Origin of the sequence: Roseomonas sp. OT10 (assembly GCF_020991085.1) — a bacterium.
Lineage (GTDB): Bacteria > Pseudomonadota > Alphaproteobacteria > Acetobacterales > Acetobacteraceae > Roseomonas > Roseomonas cutis.
Genome location: NZ_CP087719.1, coordinates 3324915 through 3339451 on the forward strand (window position 1 = coordinate 3324915; position 14537 = coordinate 3339451).

The window sequence follows — 14537 nt, forward strand, 5'->3', positions numbered from 1 at the left end:
CGCATGTGGCGGATGCTCGCCGCCCTCGCGGCGGCGGTGACGCTCAGCCAGTTCCACCGTGCCGCCCTGGCGGTGGTCTCGCCCGAGCTGACGGCGGAGCTCTCGCTCACCCCCGGGCAGACCGGCGCGCTGACCGGCGCCTTCTTCCTGGCCCTCGGCGTGGCGCAGATCCCCGTCGGGCTGGCACTGGACCGGGTGGGGCCGCGCGTGACGGTGGGCTGGCTGACCGGCCTCGCCGTGCTGGGGGCGGCGGCGCAGGGGCTGGCCTGGGACGGGCCCTCCCTGCTCGCCGCACGCTTCCTGCTCGGGCTGGGGTGCAGCGCCTCCTTCATGGCCAGCGTCGTGCTGTGCAGCCGCTGGTTCGCCGGGCGTTCGCTGACCGGGGCGCTGTCGCGCATCACCGCCTTCTCGCAGCTCGGGCTGGTGCTGGCTGCCTGGCCGATGGGGGCGGCCGCCGCGGCGCTGGGCTGGCGTGGCGCCTTGCTGGGCTCCGCCCTGCTGACGGGCGCGATGGGCGTGCTCTGGTGGGGCTGGGTGCGCGACCGCCCGCCCGGCCCGGTGCCGCAGCACCGGCGCGAGAGCCTGGGCGAGGCCCTGCTCGGCCAGGCACGGATCTGGCGCACCCCTGGCCTGCTGCCGATCCTGTCGCTCTTCTCGGTCGGCTATGCGGGGGCGGCGACGCTCTCCACCATCTGGGCCGGGCCCTACCTCGCCGACATCCATCGCCTGGGCGCCGAAGGCCGCGGCTGGGTGCTGACCGCCATGTCCCTGGCCTTCCCACTGGGCCTGCTGGCGGTGGCGCCGCTGGAACGGACCCTGGGCCGCCGCAAGCCCCTTGCCATCGCCTGCGCCGGGCTGGCGGTGACCAGCCTGCTGGCCCTCGCCGCCCTCCCGCACCCACCCCTGTGGCTGGCGGTGACGCTGCTGATCCTGCTCTGCCTCGCCTCCTGCATCCCCACCGTGCTGATGGCCCAGGCGCGGGGCCTGTTCCCGGATCATCTCATGGGACGTGGGGCGACGACGATGAACCTGGCCCAGGTGGTGGGCTCCGCCACCCTGCCGCTGCTGGTCGGGGCGGTCGTGGGCGCGGTCCCCGCGGCCGAGGGCATCCGCCCGGAAGGCGCCTATCGCCTCGGCTTCCTGGCGCTGGGGGCGACGCTCGGGCTGGGCCTGCTGGGCTACCTCTTCGCGCGGGAGGATCGGAACGGCTAAGCGGTGGGCGCCGTCATGCCGGCCGGCGGAAGCAGAACCCGTCCGCGGCGGGCCGGCATGGCCCGGCCCGGCGCGCGGCCGTACCGGCCGGACTTGGCGGAGCCGGGACGGGGCCGCAGTGGCGGTCGACGAGCCGCCGGAAGCACCGCTCGCATCAGTCGGTGTGGGGCCGCTGGCGCAGATGGACGATGTAGAAGGCGTCGGGCTGGAAATCGGTGGCGACGCCGGTCTGCGCCGTCTGGGCCCGGCTGATGACCTGCCGCACCATTTCCGGCACCTCCAGGGCGTTCCGGACGAAGTCGTGGTAGTTGTACTGGTGGCGCGACCCGGCGTTGGGCAGGCTGAACGTGGTCATGCCGCGGGCCCAGGGGTCGTTCACGTGCACCATGGCCCGGCGCGGATCGGGATGCGGGTCGAAGCCGGTCACCACCACGGCATGGAAGCCGCCCCGGATGTTGCCCGTGACGTTCTGCCGGAAGCCGCGCCGGACCCAGAGCGGGCCATAGTGCTGCAACAGCTGCATGAAGCCTTCGACCGTGTAGTTCTGCGCCGGCTCCGCCACCATGCCGACCGAATCGAAAGGCGTCTTGTCCTGCATGGTGATGCCGGACTGGACGTACTGGGCGTCGTAGCCGATGCGCTGCCGCACGCTGTCCGGCGATACGGAGGCACGCTGCGCCCAGGAGAGGATCATGGCGATGGACGCCGCCCAGCACGACATGGGCGTGAGTTGCCCGATCAACGGAACGTGGTAGCGCATGGCCTTGCCCCTCCGCGGACACTGCGGCATTTCGATCCGATTTCGAAACCATACCCCTACCGCGGGGTGGTGTCACCATCGCCGCATCCGGCCGGAGCGCCCGCTTGCCTGGCGGGTTCCGCTCCCCTAAGCTTGCGGTATGGTTCCGCGCCCAACCCCCACCGTCCGCTGGTGGCGGCCCGTCTCACACGGGCGGCCCGCGTAACCCTGTTCGCAGCGCCGCCCCGGAGTTCCGGGCGGTCGTTCTTCCTGCACCCACGCTGACCCGGACCTCCCAGGCCCCAAGATCCCTGGAGATGTCCCGATGACCCGCCCCGAAGCCCCGGAAAGCACCACGTACCGAACGCGCGGCGGCCTGACCGTCCAGCGCGGGACGACGCGCAACCCCTATGCGGACGGGGCCACCCTGCTGGCGGCGAAGCTGGACCGCCAGCGCGGCGTGCTGTGCTCCTCCTCCTTCGAGTTCCCGGGCCGCTACACCCGCTGGGACATGGGCTTCTCCGACCCGCCGCTGGTGCTGACCTCGCGCGGCGGCGTGGTGACGCTGGAGGCGCTGAACGCCCGGGGCGAGGTGCTGCTCTCCGCCATCCTGCCCGTGCTGGCCGAGCTGCCGGAGGTGGCCTCGCTGGAAGGCGGCGCCACCCGCGCCACGGTCACCATGGCCCGCCCCTCCACCCGCTTCCCGGAGGAGCAGCGCTCGCGCCAGCCCTCCCCCTTCTCCGTCCTGCGCGCCATCGGCGAGCTGTTCGGCAGCGAGGCGGACCCGCATCTCGGCCTCTACGGCGCCTTCGGCTACGACCTCGTCTTCCAGTTCGAGCCGATGGCGCTCCGCCTGCCGCGCGGCGCGGACCAGCGCGACCTGGTGCTCTATTTGCCCGACGAGATCCTGGTGGTGGACCACGTCCGCCAGGTCGCGGAGATCCACCGCTACGAGGTCTCGCACGACGCCGGCAGCACCGTCGGCCTGCCGCGCGGCACGGCGCCCGACCCCTTCCGCCCCGGCACCGGCGCCGCGCCGCCGGAGAGCGACTACGGCCCCGGCGAGTACGCCGCCATGGTCGAGCGCGCGCGGGAGGCCTTCGCCCGCGGCGACCTGTTCGAGGTGGTCCTCGGCCAGACCTTCGCCACCGCCTGCCCGGACGCGCCCAGCGAGGTCTTCGACCGCCTGCGCCGCGTGAACCCCGCCCCCTATGGTGCGCTGATGAACCTGGGCGAGGGCGAGTTCCTGGTCGCGGCCAGCCCCGAGATGTTCGTCCGCGTCGAGGGCCGGCGCATCGAGACCTGTCCGATCAGCGGCACCATCCGGCGCGGCCGCGACGCGCTGGAGGATGCGGAGAACATCCGCACCCTGCTCAACTCCGCCAAGGAGGAGAGCGAGCTGACCATGTGCACGGACGTGGACCGCAACGACAAGTCGCGCGTCTGCGAGCCGGGCAGCGTCCAGGTCATCGGCCGCCGCCAGATCGAGATGTACTCCCGCCTGATCCACACGGTGGACCATGTGGAAGGCACCCTGCGCCCCGAATTCGACGCGCTGGACGGCTTCCTCTCCCACGCCTGGGCGGTCACGGTGACGGGCGCGCCCAAGACCTGGGCGATCCGCCATGTCGAGGCGGAGGAGCGTTCCGCCCGCCGCTGGTACGGCGGCGCCATCGGGCGCGTCACCTTCGACGGCAACATGAACACCGGCCTGACGCTGCGCACCATCCGGCTGAAGGACGGCGTGGCCGAGGTGCGCGCGGGCGCCACGCTGCTGCACGACAGCGACCCGGCCTCGGAGGAGGCGGAGTGCCGGCTGAAGGCCAGCGCCATGTTCGCCGCCATCCGCGGCGAGGGCCCCCGCAAGCCCCCCGCCCCCGCCGTGGCCGCCCTGCCCGCGGGCGGGCGCCCCGCCGTGCTGCTGGTCGACCACGAGGACAGCTTCGTCCACACCCTGGCCGGCTATTTCCGCGCCGCCGGCGCGGAGGTGACGACCCTGCGCCCCGAGCTGGCGCGGGAGGAGCTGCGACAGGGCCGTGCCGCGGATCTGGTGGTGCTCTCCCCCGGCCCGGGCCGCCCCTCGGACTTCGCCATGTCCGAGACGCTGGACCTCATCACCCGCCGCAACCTGCCGGCCTTCGGCGTCTGCCTCGGGCTGCAGGGCATGGTGGAGCATTTCGGCGGCGCGCTGGACGTCCTCGCCCAGCCGATGCACGGCAAGCCTTCCACCATCCGCCGCCTGGGCGGGAGGCTGCTGGACGGGCTGCCGGAGCGCTTCGCCGTCGGCCGCTACCACTCCCTGCACGCCCGCCGCGTCGTCCTGCCGGCGGAGCTGGTGGTCACGGCGGAGACGGAGGAGGACGCGGTGGTCATGGCGGTGGAACACGCCCGCCTGCCCCTGGCCGCCGTGCAGTTCCACCCGGAGAGCCTGATGACCGGGCCGGAGGAGATCGGCCTGCCCCTGGTCCGCGCCGCCCTCACCCGGCTGCGGGCGCTGGAGCCGGCCTGACCGGGGGAGGCGCCGCCTCCCTCCTTCCCTCTCCGCCGGGAGGCTGGTCCGGGGTGGGAGGCGGGGCGCCAAGGCACAGGATGATCGCACACAGGCCGCAGTCGCCGGAGGCCCCTGGCCTCCGGCGCGCGACGGCGTCCGTGGACGGGGGTCCAGGGGGAAGGCGGCGCCTTTCCCCTGGCCGGCGAGGCAACAGGGCCCTACCGGGATCAGGGCAGGGGGCCGGTCCTGAACAGGGACACGCGCAGGCCGCCATGCGGGACGGGCGGGCCGTTGGGCAGGAAGGGCAGGCCGGTGAGGTGGGCCAGGCGGGGTTCGCTGGTGACCAGCCCGACGCGCCAGCCGGCGAAGCGGCCCCGCAGCACCTGGCCCAGTGCGCGGTAGAGGGGTGCGAGGGCCCCGCTCTCGCCCAGGCGGGCACCGTAGGGCGGGTTGAGGATGACCAGGCCGGGGGGGCCTTCGGGCGGCAGCAGCTCGCCGATCGTGCCCTGCCGGAACTCCGTGTGCTCGGCGACGCCGGCACGGGCCGCGTTGGCAAGGCTCATGGCGATCGCCCCGGCATCCCGGTCCCGGCCGTGGCAGCGGGCGGCCGGGACGCGCGCGCTCCGCACCGCGCGCATGCGCTGCCACGCCTCCGCATCGAAGGTGGCGAGCTGCTCGAAGGCGAAGGCGCGGGCACGGCCGGGGTTGAGCCGGGCCGCGATCTCCGCCGCCTCGATGACGAAGGTGCCGGAGCCGCACATGGGGTCCAGCATGGGCTCGGTGCCGTCGTAGCCGCATTGCCGCAGGAAGAGCGAGGCCATGGTCTCGCGCATCGGGGCCGCGTTGACGGCCTGCTTGTAGCCGCGCTTGTGCAGCGGCTCGCCCGAGGTGTCGACGCTGAGGGTGCAGAGGTCGTGGTCCAGGCGCGCCATCACGGTGATGCCGGCCTCAGGCGAGACGGGCGCGCCGAGCGTCTCGCGGATCGCCGTCCCGATCCGCTCGGCCACGGCGCCGCTGTGGTAGAGGCGCGAGGCGGTGCAGCTCGCCTCGACCCGGACGGGCACGTCCGGCCGCAGGACGGCGGACCACGGCACGCGGCGCGCCCGGGCGTCGAGCTGCGCCAGGTGGGTGACGCGGAAGGAATCCAGCCGCGCCAGGACGCGCCCGGCGCCGCGGACCCACAGGTTGGCGCGCCAGACCTCCGGCCAGCCGCCGCGCAGGACGACGCCGCCCGGCACCGGCCGGGGCTGCCGGAAGCCCTTGCCGCGCACCTCGTCGCAGAGGACGGGTTCCAGCCCCGGCACGGCGGCCAGGAAGATCTCGAAGTCCCGCCCCGGCGGCGGATCGCTCGCGGCGCGTTCCATGCGCGTCAGGGGCCCAGCACCCGGTAGACCGTGACTTCCCGCACCTCGCGGTCCTCCAGCTCCCGCGTCACCGGCACGGCGCGGCGCAGGATGGGCTCCAGCCCGGTCCTCGGCAGGTAGGCGCGGCCGGGATCGGCCAGCCAGACCTCCGCCCCCTCCGCCGCCATCCGCCGCAGCCAGGGGAGGATGTGGCCGGTCATCGGCGCCTCGTAGCAGACGTCGCCGGCCAGGATGACGTCCCAGCGGCGGGCCTGCCCCACCACGTCGCCGCAGGTGGCCGTGACCGCCACGCCGTTGGCGCGCGCGTTCAGCGCGATGGCGGCGCAGGCGAGCGGGTCCAGCTCCGCCGCCTCCACGCCCGCCGCCCCGGCGCGGAGGCAGGCGATGGCCGCCAGCCCGCCGCCGGCGGCGAAGTCCAGCACCCGCTTGCCGGCGACGCGGGCGGGCTCGTCCATTACCAGCCGGGCGAGCACCTGGCTGCCCGGCCAGGCGAAGGCCCAGAAGGGCGGTTCGATCCCCGCGCGGTCCAGCCAGGCCTCGGTCGCCTGCCAGATGGGCGTGATCTCGGTGGCGAGGTGCAGGACGATCTCCGGCACCAGCACGGGCCGGTCCGGCGCGGTGTGGGCGGCGACGAAGGCTTCCGCGTCGGGCGCCCCCATTGGCGCGTCCATCAGCCGCGGCCGAGCAGGAAGGCCAGGGCGATCGCGATGCCCACCTCGCGGTTCGACTTGAACAGGCGCAGGCAGCCGGCGGGGTCGTCCATGTCCAGCCGGATCACCTGCCGCGCCAGCAGCGCCGCCGGCAGGGCGAGCGCCGGCAGGAAGGGCCAGCGCAGCCCGGCCAGCCACCCGGCGAGCGCCAGCAGCACCAGCGCGACGCCATAGACTGCCGCCAGGAAGGGCCGCGTCCGCTCGCCCAGCGTCCGGGCGGAGGAGCGCACGCCGACCAGCGCGTCGTCCTCCCGGTCCTGGTGGGCGTAGATCGTGTCGTAGCCCAGGATCCAGAAGAAGGCCGCCAGCCACAGCAGCAGCCCGGGCGCCGAGAGCTGCCCGGTGCAGGCCAGCCAGCCGGTCGGCGCCGCCCAGGAGAAGACGAAGCCCAGCACCGCCTGCGGCCAGTCCGTCACCCGCTTGGCCAGCGGGTAGAGGGCGATCGGCACCAGCGACAGCAGCCCGAACAGGATCGCCGGGCCGTTGAGCTGGAGCAGCACCACCAGCCCGACCAGGCAGAGGATGCCGAGCCAGGCCAGCGCCTGCTTCGGCGTCACCGCGCCCGAGGCCAGCGGCCGCCCGGCGGTGCGCGTCACCTTGCGGTCCAGGTCGCGGTCCCACAGGTCGTTCACCACGCAGCCTGCCCCGCGCATCGCCACCGCGCCGATGCCGAACAGCAGGGTCAGCCGGATGCCGGTCGCCCAGTCCGGCGCGGCGAGGGCGAAGGCCCAGGGGCCGGGCAGGAAGAGCAGCCAGGAGCCGATCGGCCGGTCCAGCCGGGCGAGCAGGGCATAGGGGAGGAAGGCGGCGGGCAGGCGCGCCACCCAGCCCTCCGTCCGGATATCGGTGTGGCCGGCCATGCATGCTACTTCCCCGGCCAGCCCCCTCCTGTCCAGACCATGCCCCCATGACCACGCCCCGCCTCTATGTCGACGCGCCGCTCGCCGAGGGGGCGGAGGCGGATTCGCTCCCCGGCCAGGGCCGCTACCTCGGTTCCGTGCTGCGCAAGGGGGTGGGGGATGCGGTGGTGCTGTTCAACGGGCGGGACGGGGAGTTCGCCGCCACCCTGGCCGCGATCCGCAAGGATGCCGCCCGCTTCGCCGTGGGGCGGCGGCTGCGCGCCCAGGACACCCCCGCCGGCCCGCGTCTCCTCCTCGCCGCGCTGAAGCGCGACGCCATGGAGTGGACGGTGGAGAAGGCGACCGAGCTGGGCGTCGCCACCCTCCGCCCGGTGCTGACCGCCCGCTGCGTCGCCCAGGGACCCAACCTCGACCGCCTCGGCCTGATCGCCCGGGAGGCCGCCGAGCAGTGCGAGCGCCTGGACCTGCCCGTGCTGGAGCCCGCCCTGGCCCTGCACGCGGCGCTCGATTCCTGGGACCCGGCGGTGCCGCTGTTCCTGGCCGCCGAGCGGGGCGCCGCCCCGGGCCTCGCCGCGGCGGCGGCCGGCCGGGCCGGCCCCGTGGGCCTGCTGGTCGGGCCGGAGGGCGGCTTCACCGTTGCAGAGCTTGACGCACTGCAACGTCGTCCCTTTGTTGTGCCGGCTGCCCTCGGGCCCCGCATCCTGCGGGCCGAGACGGCGGCGGTCTCGGGACTCGCGGTGTTGCAGGCCGTCTGCGGCGACTGGGTCAAGGGAAGGTCCTGAACGGCGCGCGCCCCTGCGCGCCCCCTGAGCGTCGGAAGCGAAGCGCATGTCCAATCCCGGCGAGGCCGATCCGACGCCGATCCATTCCCTGCGCCAGCTGGCGGAATGGTTCGCCGCCGGCAGCAAGCCGCGCGACGCCTGGCGGATCGGCACGGAGCACGAGAAGTTCGGCTTCCGCCGCGACGACCTCTCCGCCCCCGCCTATGACGACCCGCGCGGCGGCATCCGCGCCATCCTGGAGGGGCTGGAGCCCCGCGGCTGGGAGCCCATCCTGGACCGCGGCAACCCGATCGGCCTGACCCGCGGCGACGCCTCCGTCTCGCTGGAGCCGGGCGGGCAGACGGAACTGTCCGGCGCGCCGCTGGCCGACATCGCCGAGACGGCGGCGGAGCTGGAGAACCACCTGGCCGAGCTGCGCGACGTGGCGGGGCCGCTCGGCATCGCCTTCGCGCCGCTGGGCTTCCATCCGCTCGCCACCCGCGACGCCATGCCCTGGATGCCCAAGCAGCGCTACGCGATCATGCGCGCCTACATGCCGCGGGTCGGGGAGATGGGCCTCGACATGATGCTGCGGACCTGCACCGTGCAGGCCAACCTCGATTTCGGCGACGAGGCGGACATGGTCGAGAAGCTGCGCCTCTCGCTCGCGCTGCAACCCCTCGCCACCGCGCTCTGGGCCAACTCCCCCTTCCGCGAGGGCCGGCCGACCGGGGCGCTCACCCTGCGCGGCGAGGTCTGGACCCACACCGACCCCGACCGTACCGGCATCCCGCCCGTGGTCTTCGAGCCGGGCTTCGGCTTCGAGCGCTTCGCCGAGCACGTGCTCGACGTGCCCATGTACTTCGTGATGCGCGAGGGCGCCTTCGTCGACGCCACCGGCACCACCTTCCGCCGCTTCATGGCCGAGGGCCTGCCCGGGCGGCCCGACATCCGTGCCACCATGGGCGACTGGGCCGACCACGTGACCACGGTCTTCACCGACGTCCGCCTCAAGCGATTCCTCGAGATGCGCGGCGCCGATGCCGGCAGCCCGGCGATGATGCTGGCCCTGCCCGCCTTCTGGGCCGGGCTGCTCTACGACGACGCGGCGCAGAAGGCGGGGCTGGAGCTGGTGCGCGGCTGGAGCGTGGAGGCGATGCAGGCGCTGCGCCGCGCCGTGCCGGTCGAGGGCCTCTCCGCCACCATCGCCGGCCGCCCCCTGCGCGCGGTGGCGGCGGACGCGCTGGCCATCGCCCGCGACGGGTTGCGCGCCCGCGGCCTGGGCGAGGAACGCTTCCTCGCCCCCGCCGAGGAGGTTGCCGCCACCGGCATCACCCAGGCCCAGCACTGGCTGAACCGCTACGAGGGCGCCTGGAACGGCGACCTGTCCCGCATCTTCGCCGAGGCGGCCGTCTGACGAGGGCCGTGCCGGCCGGACGGAGCCCGGGACGGGCGGCGTCCGCCAACCCTCCCCCTCCCCCCGCGTTCCGTCTCCTTCAGCGGGCGGGAGAGTGGCCATGGGACGTACGGTCCGGATCGAACCTTATGAGGGCCCGGCCGGCGGGTGGGGTTCCGCCCGCTCGGTGAGCGGCATCCTGCTGAAGGAGAAGGTCACGCCCGCCACGGTCGCCGGGCTGGCACAGCAGAACAAGGCCGAAGGCTATGCCTGCGTCTCCTGCGCCTGGCCCAAGCCGGCCCGGCCGCATCCGCTGGAGTTCTGCGAGAACGGCGCCAAGGCCACGGCCTGGGAGCTGACCACCAAACGCACCACGCCGGAGTTCTTCGCGCAGCACACGGTGGGCGAGCTGCTCGGCTGGGAGGATCACGCTCTCGAGCAGCATGGCCGCCTGACCCATCCCATGCGCTACGACGCACGCACCGACCGCTACGTGCCGGTGGAATGGGACGACGCCTTCGCCGAGATCGGGCGGGAGCTGAAGGCGCTCGATCCCGACGGCGTGATCTTCTACGCCTCCGGCCGCGGCTCGCTCGAGACCTCGTACATGTACGCGCTGCTCGCGCGGATGTACGGCACCAACAACCTGCCCGACAGCTCCAACATGTGCCACGAGACCACTTCGGTGGCGCTGAAGAACGTGATCGGCTCGCCGGTCGGCACGGTGGTGCTGGAGGATTTCGGGCATACCGACTGCATCCTGTCCTTCGGGCAGAATGTCGGCTCCAACGCCCCGCGCATGCTGCATCAACTGCAGGAGGCGGTGAAGCGCGGCTGCACGGTGATCACCTTCAATCCCCTCAAGGAACGGGGCTGGCAGCGCTTCACCAACCCGCAGAACCCGGTGGAGATGATGACGGGGCAGGAGACGGTGATCTCCGCCCAGTACCACCAGGTGAAGGCAGGCGGCGACATCGCGGCGCTGATGGGGCTGTGCAAGTGGGTGGTGGAGGCGGACGACCGGGCCCGGGCCGAAGGCGGCGCCCCCGTCATCGACCACGCCTTCGTCAGCGCGCACACCACGGGCTTCGAGGCCTTCGCCGCCGCCGCCCGCGCCACGCCATGGGCGGAGATCGAGGCCCAGTCCGGCCTGCCGCGCGCGGCGCTGGAGGACGCGGCGCGCGTCTACGCACGCTCGAAGGCGGTGATGGCCATCTACGGCATGGGCCTGACGCAGCATGTGCTGGGCGAGCAGAACCTGTACATGCTGACGGCGCTGATGCTGCTGCGCGGCAACATCGGCAAGCCCGGCGCCGGCCTCTGCCCCGTGCGGGGCCATTCCAACGTGCAGGGCCAGCGCACCGTCGGCATCTCGGAGAAGCCGGAGCTGGTGCCGCTGGACAAGCTGGCCGAGCAGTACGGCTTCGAGCCGCCGCGCCACAAGGGCCGCACCACGGTCGAGGCCTGCGAAGGCATCCTGTCCGGCGAGGTGCGGGGCTTCATCGGCCTCGGCGGCAACTTCGTCCGCGCCATCCCCGACACGAAGCGCATGGAGGAGGCCTGGCGGCGGATGCGGCTGACGGTGCAGGTCGCGACCAAGCTGAACCGCAGCCACCTGGTCAACGGCGAGGTGGCCTTCCTCCTCCCCTGCCTCGGCCGCATCGAGCGCGACACCCAGGCCGGCGGCGACCAGGCGGTGAGCGTGGAGGACAGCACCTCCTGCATCCACGGCTCGGTGGGGCAGCGGGAGCCCGCCAGCCCGCACCTGCGGAGCGAGCCCGCGATCGTCGCCGGCATCGCCAAGGCCACGCTGCCGCCGAACCCGAAGCTCGACTGGGATGCCTGGGTGGGCGACTACGCGCGGGTCCGCGATGCGATCGAGCAGACCTACCCGGACCAGTTCGCCGCCTTCAACGACCGGCTCTTCGTCCCCGGCGGCTTCCACCGCCGCAACGCGGCGCGCGAGCGGGAGTGGAAGACCAGGAGCGGCAAGGCGGAGTTCCGCACGCCGCCAAGGCTGAACGCCACGGGCTTCGCGGACGAGGCGGATGTCTTCCGTCTCGTCACCCTGCGCAGCAACGACCAGTTCAACACCACCATCTACGGCTACCACGACCGCTTCCGCGGCGTGGAGGGCACGCGGATGGTGCTGTTCATCAACCCGGCCGACATGGACCGGATGGGGCTGAAGGAGGGCGAGGAGGTCACCCTGGCCGCCCATGCGCACGACCAGATCCGGCGGGAGGTGCCGGGGCTCCGCGTCACCCCCTACGAGATCCCGGAGGGCTGCCTCGGCGGCTACTACCCGGAATGCAACCCCTTGATCCCCGTCTGGCACCATGCGGAGGAGAGCAAGACCCCGGCGGCGAAGTCTGTCCCGGTACGGGTGGTGCGGGCGGAGCCGCCGCGCCTGCCGGGCTGACGGCGCGGCCGCATCCCACGGCCGGCGGTCAGCGGCCCGCCTCCGCCACGATCTGCCGGAGGCCCTCGCGGTAGGTCGGATAGCGCCAGGACAGGCCGAGGGCCGCCCGGGTCCGGCCATTCGCCACCCGCCGGCTCTCCGACCAGAAGGAGCGGGCCATGGGCGACATGGCCTCCACCGCCTCGGCATAAGGGATCGCGGGCGGGACGGGCAGGCCGAGCAGCTCCGCCGCCGCCTCGACCACGCTGGCACTCTCCGCCGGCTCGTCGTCGACGAGGTGCAGCACCCGCGCCACGCCGGCCGGGCCCGGGCGCCGGGCCGCGGCGACCACGGCCGCGGCGATGTCGTCGCGATGGATGCGGGAGAAGGCGTGGCCCGGCTTGACCACCTGTCGCGCCCGTCCGGCCAGCAGGTCCTCCACCACGCTGCGGCCGGGCCCGTAGATGCCGCCGGTGCGCAACAGGTCCAGCGCCACCCCCCGCGCCGCGGCCACGGCCTCCCAGCCCCGTTCCGCCGCGCGCCGCGTCAGGGACCGGCCCTTGGCCGGCATCGCCGGCGTCGTCTCGTCCACCCAGCCTCCGTCATGGTCGCCGTAGACGCCGGTGGTGGACATGTAGCCGATCCAGCGCAGCGCCCCGGCGCGGGCCAGTGCCGCCCCATGCCGGGCCAGCACCGGGTCGCCCTCCGGGCCGGGCGGGGCGGTGACGACCAGGTGCGTGGCCGCCGCGATCGCCGCGGCCGCCTCCTCGAAGGCGATGGCGGGGGTCCCTGCCGGCACGCGGGTGGGGTCGCGACAGGTGCCCGTGACGTCGAAGCCGCCCGCCGCCGCCGCCCGGGCGATGGCCGCGCCGCTGTAGCCCAGGCCGATCACCAGCATCCTGTCGCTCATCCCCGCGATGTGGCCCGTCGGGCGCGCCGCGTCCACCGCCGGGCGACCTCCCCGCGCAGGCCGGGATTCCCGCGGCGGCGACAACGGGAGTAGATTGCGCGCGATGCGTGGCTCCCCCCTCCGCCGGACCCTGCTGGGCGCTTTCGCGGCCGCCCTGCTGGCCGCGTCGGCCGGGGGCAGCGCCTGGTACCTGCTGCACCGGCCGGTCGCTCCGCTGGAGGGGATCGAGGAGGCGCTGCCGCTGCCACCCGAATCGCCACGGCTGTTGGAAAGCCCGGAATACGCCTCCTGCCTGGACCAGTTGCGCGAGGACCCGGCCTCCGCTCTGGCCTTCGCCGAGGGCTGGCAGGGCCGTGGCGGCGGCGAGGGGGCGCGCCACTGCCAGGCCCTGGCGATGGCCGCCATGGGCGAGCCGGAGCGCGCGGCGCCGCGGCTGGAGGCCCTGGCGGCGCAATCCGCCGCCGGGCCGGCCGCCCGCGCCGCCGTCTACGACCAGGCGGCCCAGGCCTGGATGGCGGCAGGCCAGCCGCAGCGCGCCTATGCCGCCGTGACCCTCGGCCTCGCCATCACCCCCAACGACCCGGACCTTCTGGTGGACCGCTCCGTGGCCGCCGGCGCCCTGGGCCGCTTCACGGAGGCGCTGGCGGATGCCAGCCAGGCCACGGAGATCGATCCCGACCGCCCCGATGCCTGGGTCTATCGCGCCGCCGCGCTGCGCCACCTGGACCGGGCGCAGGAGGCGCTGCGCGACATCGAGCGCGCCCTGGCGCTGGACGGGGACAATGCCGAGGCGCTGCTGGAGCGCGGCATCCTCCGCCAGCTCAACGGCGACCTGGAGGGCGCACGACTGGACTGGACCCGCGCCATGGAGGTGGCGCCGGACAGCGCCGCGGCCGATCTGGCGCAGCAGAACCTGGAGCTGAGCGAGGCCGGGCCGACACGGCGTTGACGCCGCCGGCCCCGGAGACCCGGGACCGCGCCGTTCAGAAGTCCAGGTCGGCGTAGTGCGACGGCGGGGTGACGCCGCTGACCCGCTCCGCCAGCAGCGGCCGGAAGGACGGCCTGGACTTGATCCGGGCGTACCAGTCCTTGGCGCTCTCGTTCGTCGACCAGTCGACGTCGCCGATATAGTCCAGGGCCGAGAGATGCGCGGCCGCGGCCAGGTCGGCCAGGGACAGGTGGCTGCCGGCCAGCCAGGTGCGGGTCTCGGCCAGCCAGCCGAGGTAGTCCAGGTGCGGCTTCAGGTTGGCGTAGCCCGCGCGCAGCGCTCCGCCATCCGGGTTGCCGCGGCTGAGCAGGCGCTTGAACTGCTTCTCGTGCAGCAGGTTGCGCGTCACCTCCTGGTCGAACTTGCCGTCGAACCAGGCGACCAGGCGCCGGACCTCCGCCCGCTCCGCATGGGTGCGGCCAAGCAGCGGCGTATCCGGGTAGGCCTCGTCGAGGTACTCGCAGATCACATAGGAATCCGCCAGGACCAGCCCGTTCTCCTCGGTCAGCACCGGCACCATGCCGGCCGGGTTCAGCGCCAGGAAGTCCTCGCGTCTCTCCCATACACGTTCCGCACGCAGATCGAAGGGGATCCGCTTCTCCTGCAGGGCGAGGCGAACCTTGCGGCAATGGGGCGAGAGGGGGAGGTGATACAGGACACGCACGACCCGTCCCTTACGTCACGCGGTGAGACACGCCAACCACC

General features: G+C 73.9%; 12 protein-coding genes. 6 read left to right on the forward strand and 6 right to left on the reverse strand.

Going from position 1 to position 14537, the window contains the following annotated elements:
- Positions 1 to 3: 3 nt before the first annotated feature.
- Positions 4 to 1212: an MFS transporter gene (locus tag LPC08_RS15260; RefSeq protein ID WP_230449095.1), complete on the forward strand. Its 1209-nt coding sequence runs from the start codon at positions 4 to 6 to the stop codon at positions 1210 to 1212.
- 154 nt (positions 1213 to 1366) lie between these two features.
- On the opposite strand, the gene LPC08_RS15265 is transcribed toward LPC08_RS15260, so the two are convergent.
- The gene (locus LPC08_RS15265) at positions 1367 to 1972 is read right to left on the reverse strand and encodes a papain-like cysteine protease family protein (protein ID WP_230449096.1); all 606 of its coding nucleotides are present in this window, start codon (positions 1970 to 1972) and stop codon (positions 1367 to 1369) included.
- A 304-nt stretch (positions 1973 to 2276) separates the two neighbouring features.
- On the opposite strand from LPC08_RS15265, the gene LPC08_RS15270 reads away from it, so the two are divergent.
- Positions 2277 to 4460 carry an anthranilate synthase component I gene (locus LPC08_RS15270; protein WP_230449097.1) on the forward strand — a complete coding sequence of 728 codons (2184 nt, stop codon included), beginning with the start codon at positions 2277 to 2279 and terminating at the stop codon, positions 4458 to 4460.
- 209 nt (positions 4461 to 4669) lie between these two features.
- Here LPC08_RS15270 and LPC08_RS15275 read toward each other — a convergent pair whose 3' ends face one another.
- The 3 genes from LPC08_RS15275 to ubiA are packed head-to-tail and all read right to left on the reverse strand — an operon-like array spanning position 4670 to position 7376.
- Positions 4670 to 5806: a THUMP domain-containing class I SAM-dependent RNA methyltransferase gene (locus LPC08_RS15275; RefSeq protein WP_230449098.1), complete on the reverse strand. Its 1137-nt coding sequence runs from the start codon at positions 5804 to 5806 to the stop codon at positions 4670 to 4672.
- 5 nt (positions 5807 to 5811) lie between these two features.
- Positions 5812 to 6477: a class I SAM-dependent methyltransferase gene (locus tag LPC08_RS15280; RefSeq protein ID WP_370643244.1), complete on the reverse strand. Its 666-nt coding sequence runs from the start codon at positions 6475 to 6477 to the stop codon at positions 5812 to 5814.
- Entirely contained in the window at positions 6477 to 7376 is a 900-nt protein-coding gene (ubiA, locus tag LPC08_RS15285) for a 4-hydroxybenzoate octaprenyltransferase (RefSeq protein WP_230449099.1), read from the reverse strand. The genes LPC08_RS15280 and ubiA overlap by 1 nt, the downstream gene beginning before the upstream one ends.
- 47 nt (positions 7377 to 7423) lie before the next feature.
- Between ubiA and LPC08_RS15290 the strand changes: the two genes are divergently transcribed.
- The 3 genes from LPC08_RS15290 (at position 7424) to LPC08_RS15300 (ending at position 11955) form a co-directional block, all read left to right on the forward strand.
- Entirely contained in the window at positions 7424 to 8158 is a 735-nt protein-coding gene (locus LPC08_RS15290; protein ID WP_230449100.1) for a 16S rRNA (uracil(1498)-N(3))-methyltransferase, read from the forward strand.
- A gap of 46 nt (positions 8159 to 8204) precedes the next feature.
- A complete protein-coding gene (locus tag LPC08_RS15295) occupies positions 8205 to 9554 on the forward strand; it encodes a glutamate--cysteine ligase (RefSeq protein ID WP_230449101.1) in 1350 nt (449 codons plus the stop codon).
- Positions 9555 to 9654: 100 nt separating this feature from the next.
- Positions 9655 to 11955: an FdhF/YdeP family oxidoreductase gene (locus LPC08_RS15300; protein ID WP_230449102.1), complete on the forward strand. Its 2301-nt coding sequence runs from the start codon at positions 9655 to 9657 to the stop codon at positions 11953 to 11955.
- 28 nt (positions 11956 to 11983) lie between these two features.
- On the opposite strand, the gene LPC08_RS15305 is transcribed toward LPC08_RS15300, so the two are convergent.
- Positions 11984 to 12844 carry a Rossmann-fold NAD(P)-binding domain-containing protein gene (locus LPC08_RS15305; protein ID WP_230449103.1) on the reverse strand — a complete coding sequence of 287 codons (861 nt, stop codon included), beginning with the start codon at positions 12842 to 12844 and terminating at the stop codon, positions 11984 to 11986.
- 103 nt (positions 12845 to 12947) lie between these two features.
- On the opposite strand from LPC08_RS15305, the gene LPC08_RS15310 reads away from it, so the two are divergent.
- On the forward strand, positions 12948 to 13793 hold the full coding sequence (locus LPC08_RS15310; protein ID WP_230449104.1) for a tetratricopeptide repeat protein: 846 nt from the start codon (positions 12948 to 12950) through the stop codon (positions 13791 to 13793).
- A gap of 34 nt (positions 13794 to 13827) precedes the next feature.
- On the opposite strand, the gene fzlA is transcribed toward LPC08_RS15310, so the two are convergent.
- Entirely contained in the window at positions 13828 to 14496 is a 669-nt protein-coding gene (gene fzlA, locus LPC08_RS15315) for an FtsZ-binding protein FzlA (protein WP_230449105.1), read from the reverse strand.
- Between the last annotated feature and the right edge of the window lie 41 nt (positions 14497 to 14537).

What these genes read in the sequence shown, in the direction of transcription:
- LPC08_RS15260 (WP_230449095.1), top strand. Translation starts at nt 4, where the DNA reads ATGTGGCGGATGCTCGCCGCCCTCGCGGCGGCGGTGACGCTCAGCCAG.
- LPC08_RS15265 (WP_230449096.1), bottom strand. Translation starts at nt 1,972, where the DNA reads ATGCGCTACCACGTTCCGTTGATCGGGCAACTCACGCCCATGTCGTGC.
- LPC08_RS15270 (WP_230449097.1), top strand. Translation starts at nt 2,277, where the DNA reads ATGACCCGCCCCGAAGCCCCGGAAAGCACCACGTACCGAACGCGCGGC.
- LPC08_RS15275 (WP_230449098.1), bottom strand. Translation starts at nt 5,806, where the DNA reads ATGGAACGCGCCGCGAGCGATCCGCCGCCGGGGCGGGACTTCGAGATC.
- LPC08_RS15280 (WP_370643244.1), bottom strand. Translation starts at nt 6,477, where the DNA reads ATGGACGCGCCAATGGGGGCGCCCGACGCGGAAGCCTTCGTCGCCGCC.
- ubiA (WP_230449099.1), bottom strand. Translation starts at nt 7,376, where the DNA reads ATGGCCGGCCACACCGATATCCGGACGGAGGGCTGGGTGGCGCGCCTG.
- LPC08_RS15290 (WP_230449100.1), top strand. Translation starts at nt 7,424, where the DNA reads ATGACCACGCCCCGCCTCTATGTCGACGCGCCGCTCGCCGAGGGGGCG.
- LPC08_RS15295 (WP_230449101.1), top strand. Translation starts at nt 8,205, where the DNA reads ATGTCCAATCCCGGCGAGGCCGATCCGACGCCGATCCATTCCCTGCGC.
- LPC08_RS15300 (WP_230449102.1), top strand. Translation starts at nt 9,655, where the DNA reads ATGGGACGTACGGTCCGGATCGAACCTTATGAGGGCCCGGCCGGCGGG.
- LPC08_RS15305 (WP_230449103.1), bottom strand. Translation starts at nt 12,844, where the DNA reads ATGAGCGACAGGATGCTGGTGATCGGCCTGGGCTACAGCGGCGCGGCC.
- LPC08_RS15310 (WP_230449104.1), top strand. Translation starts at nt 12,948, where the DNA reads ATGCGTGGCTCCCCCCTCCGCCGGACCCTGCTGGGCGCTTTCGCGGCC.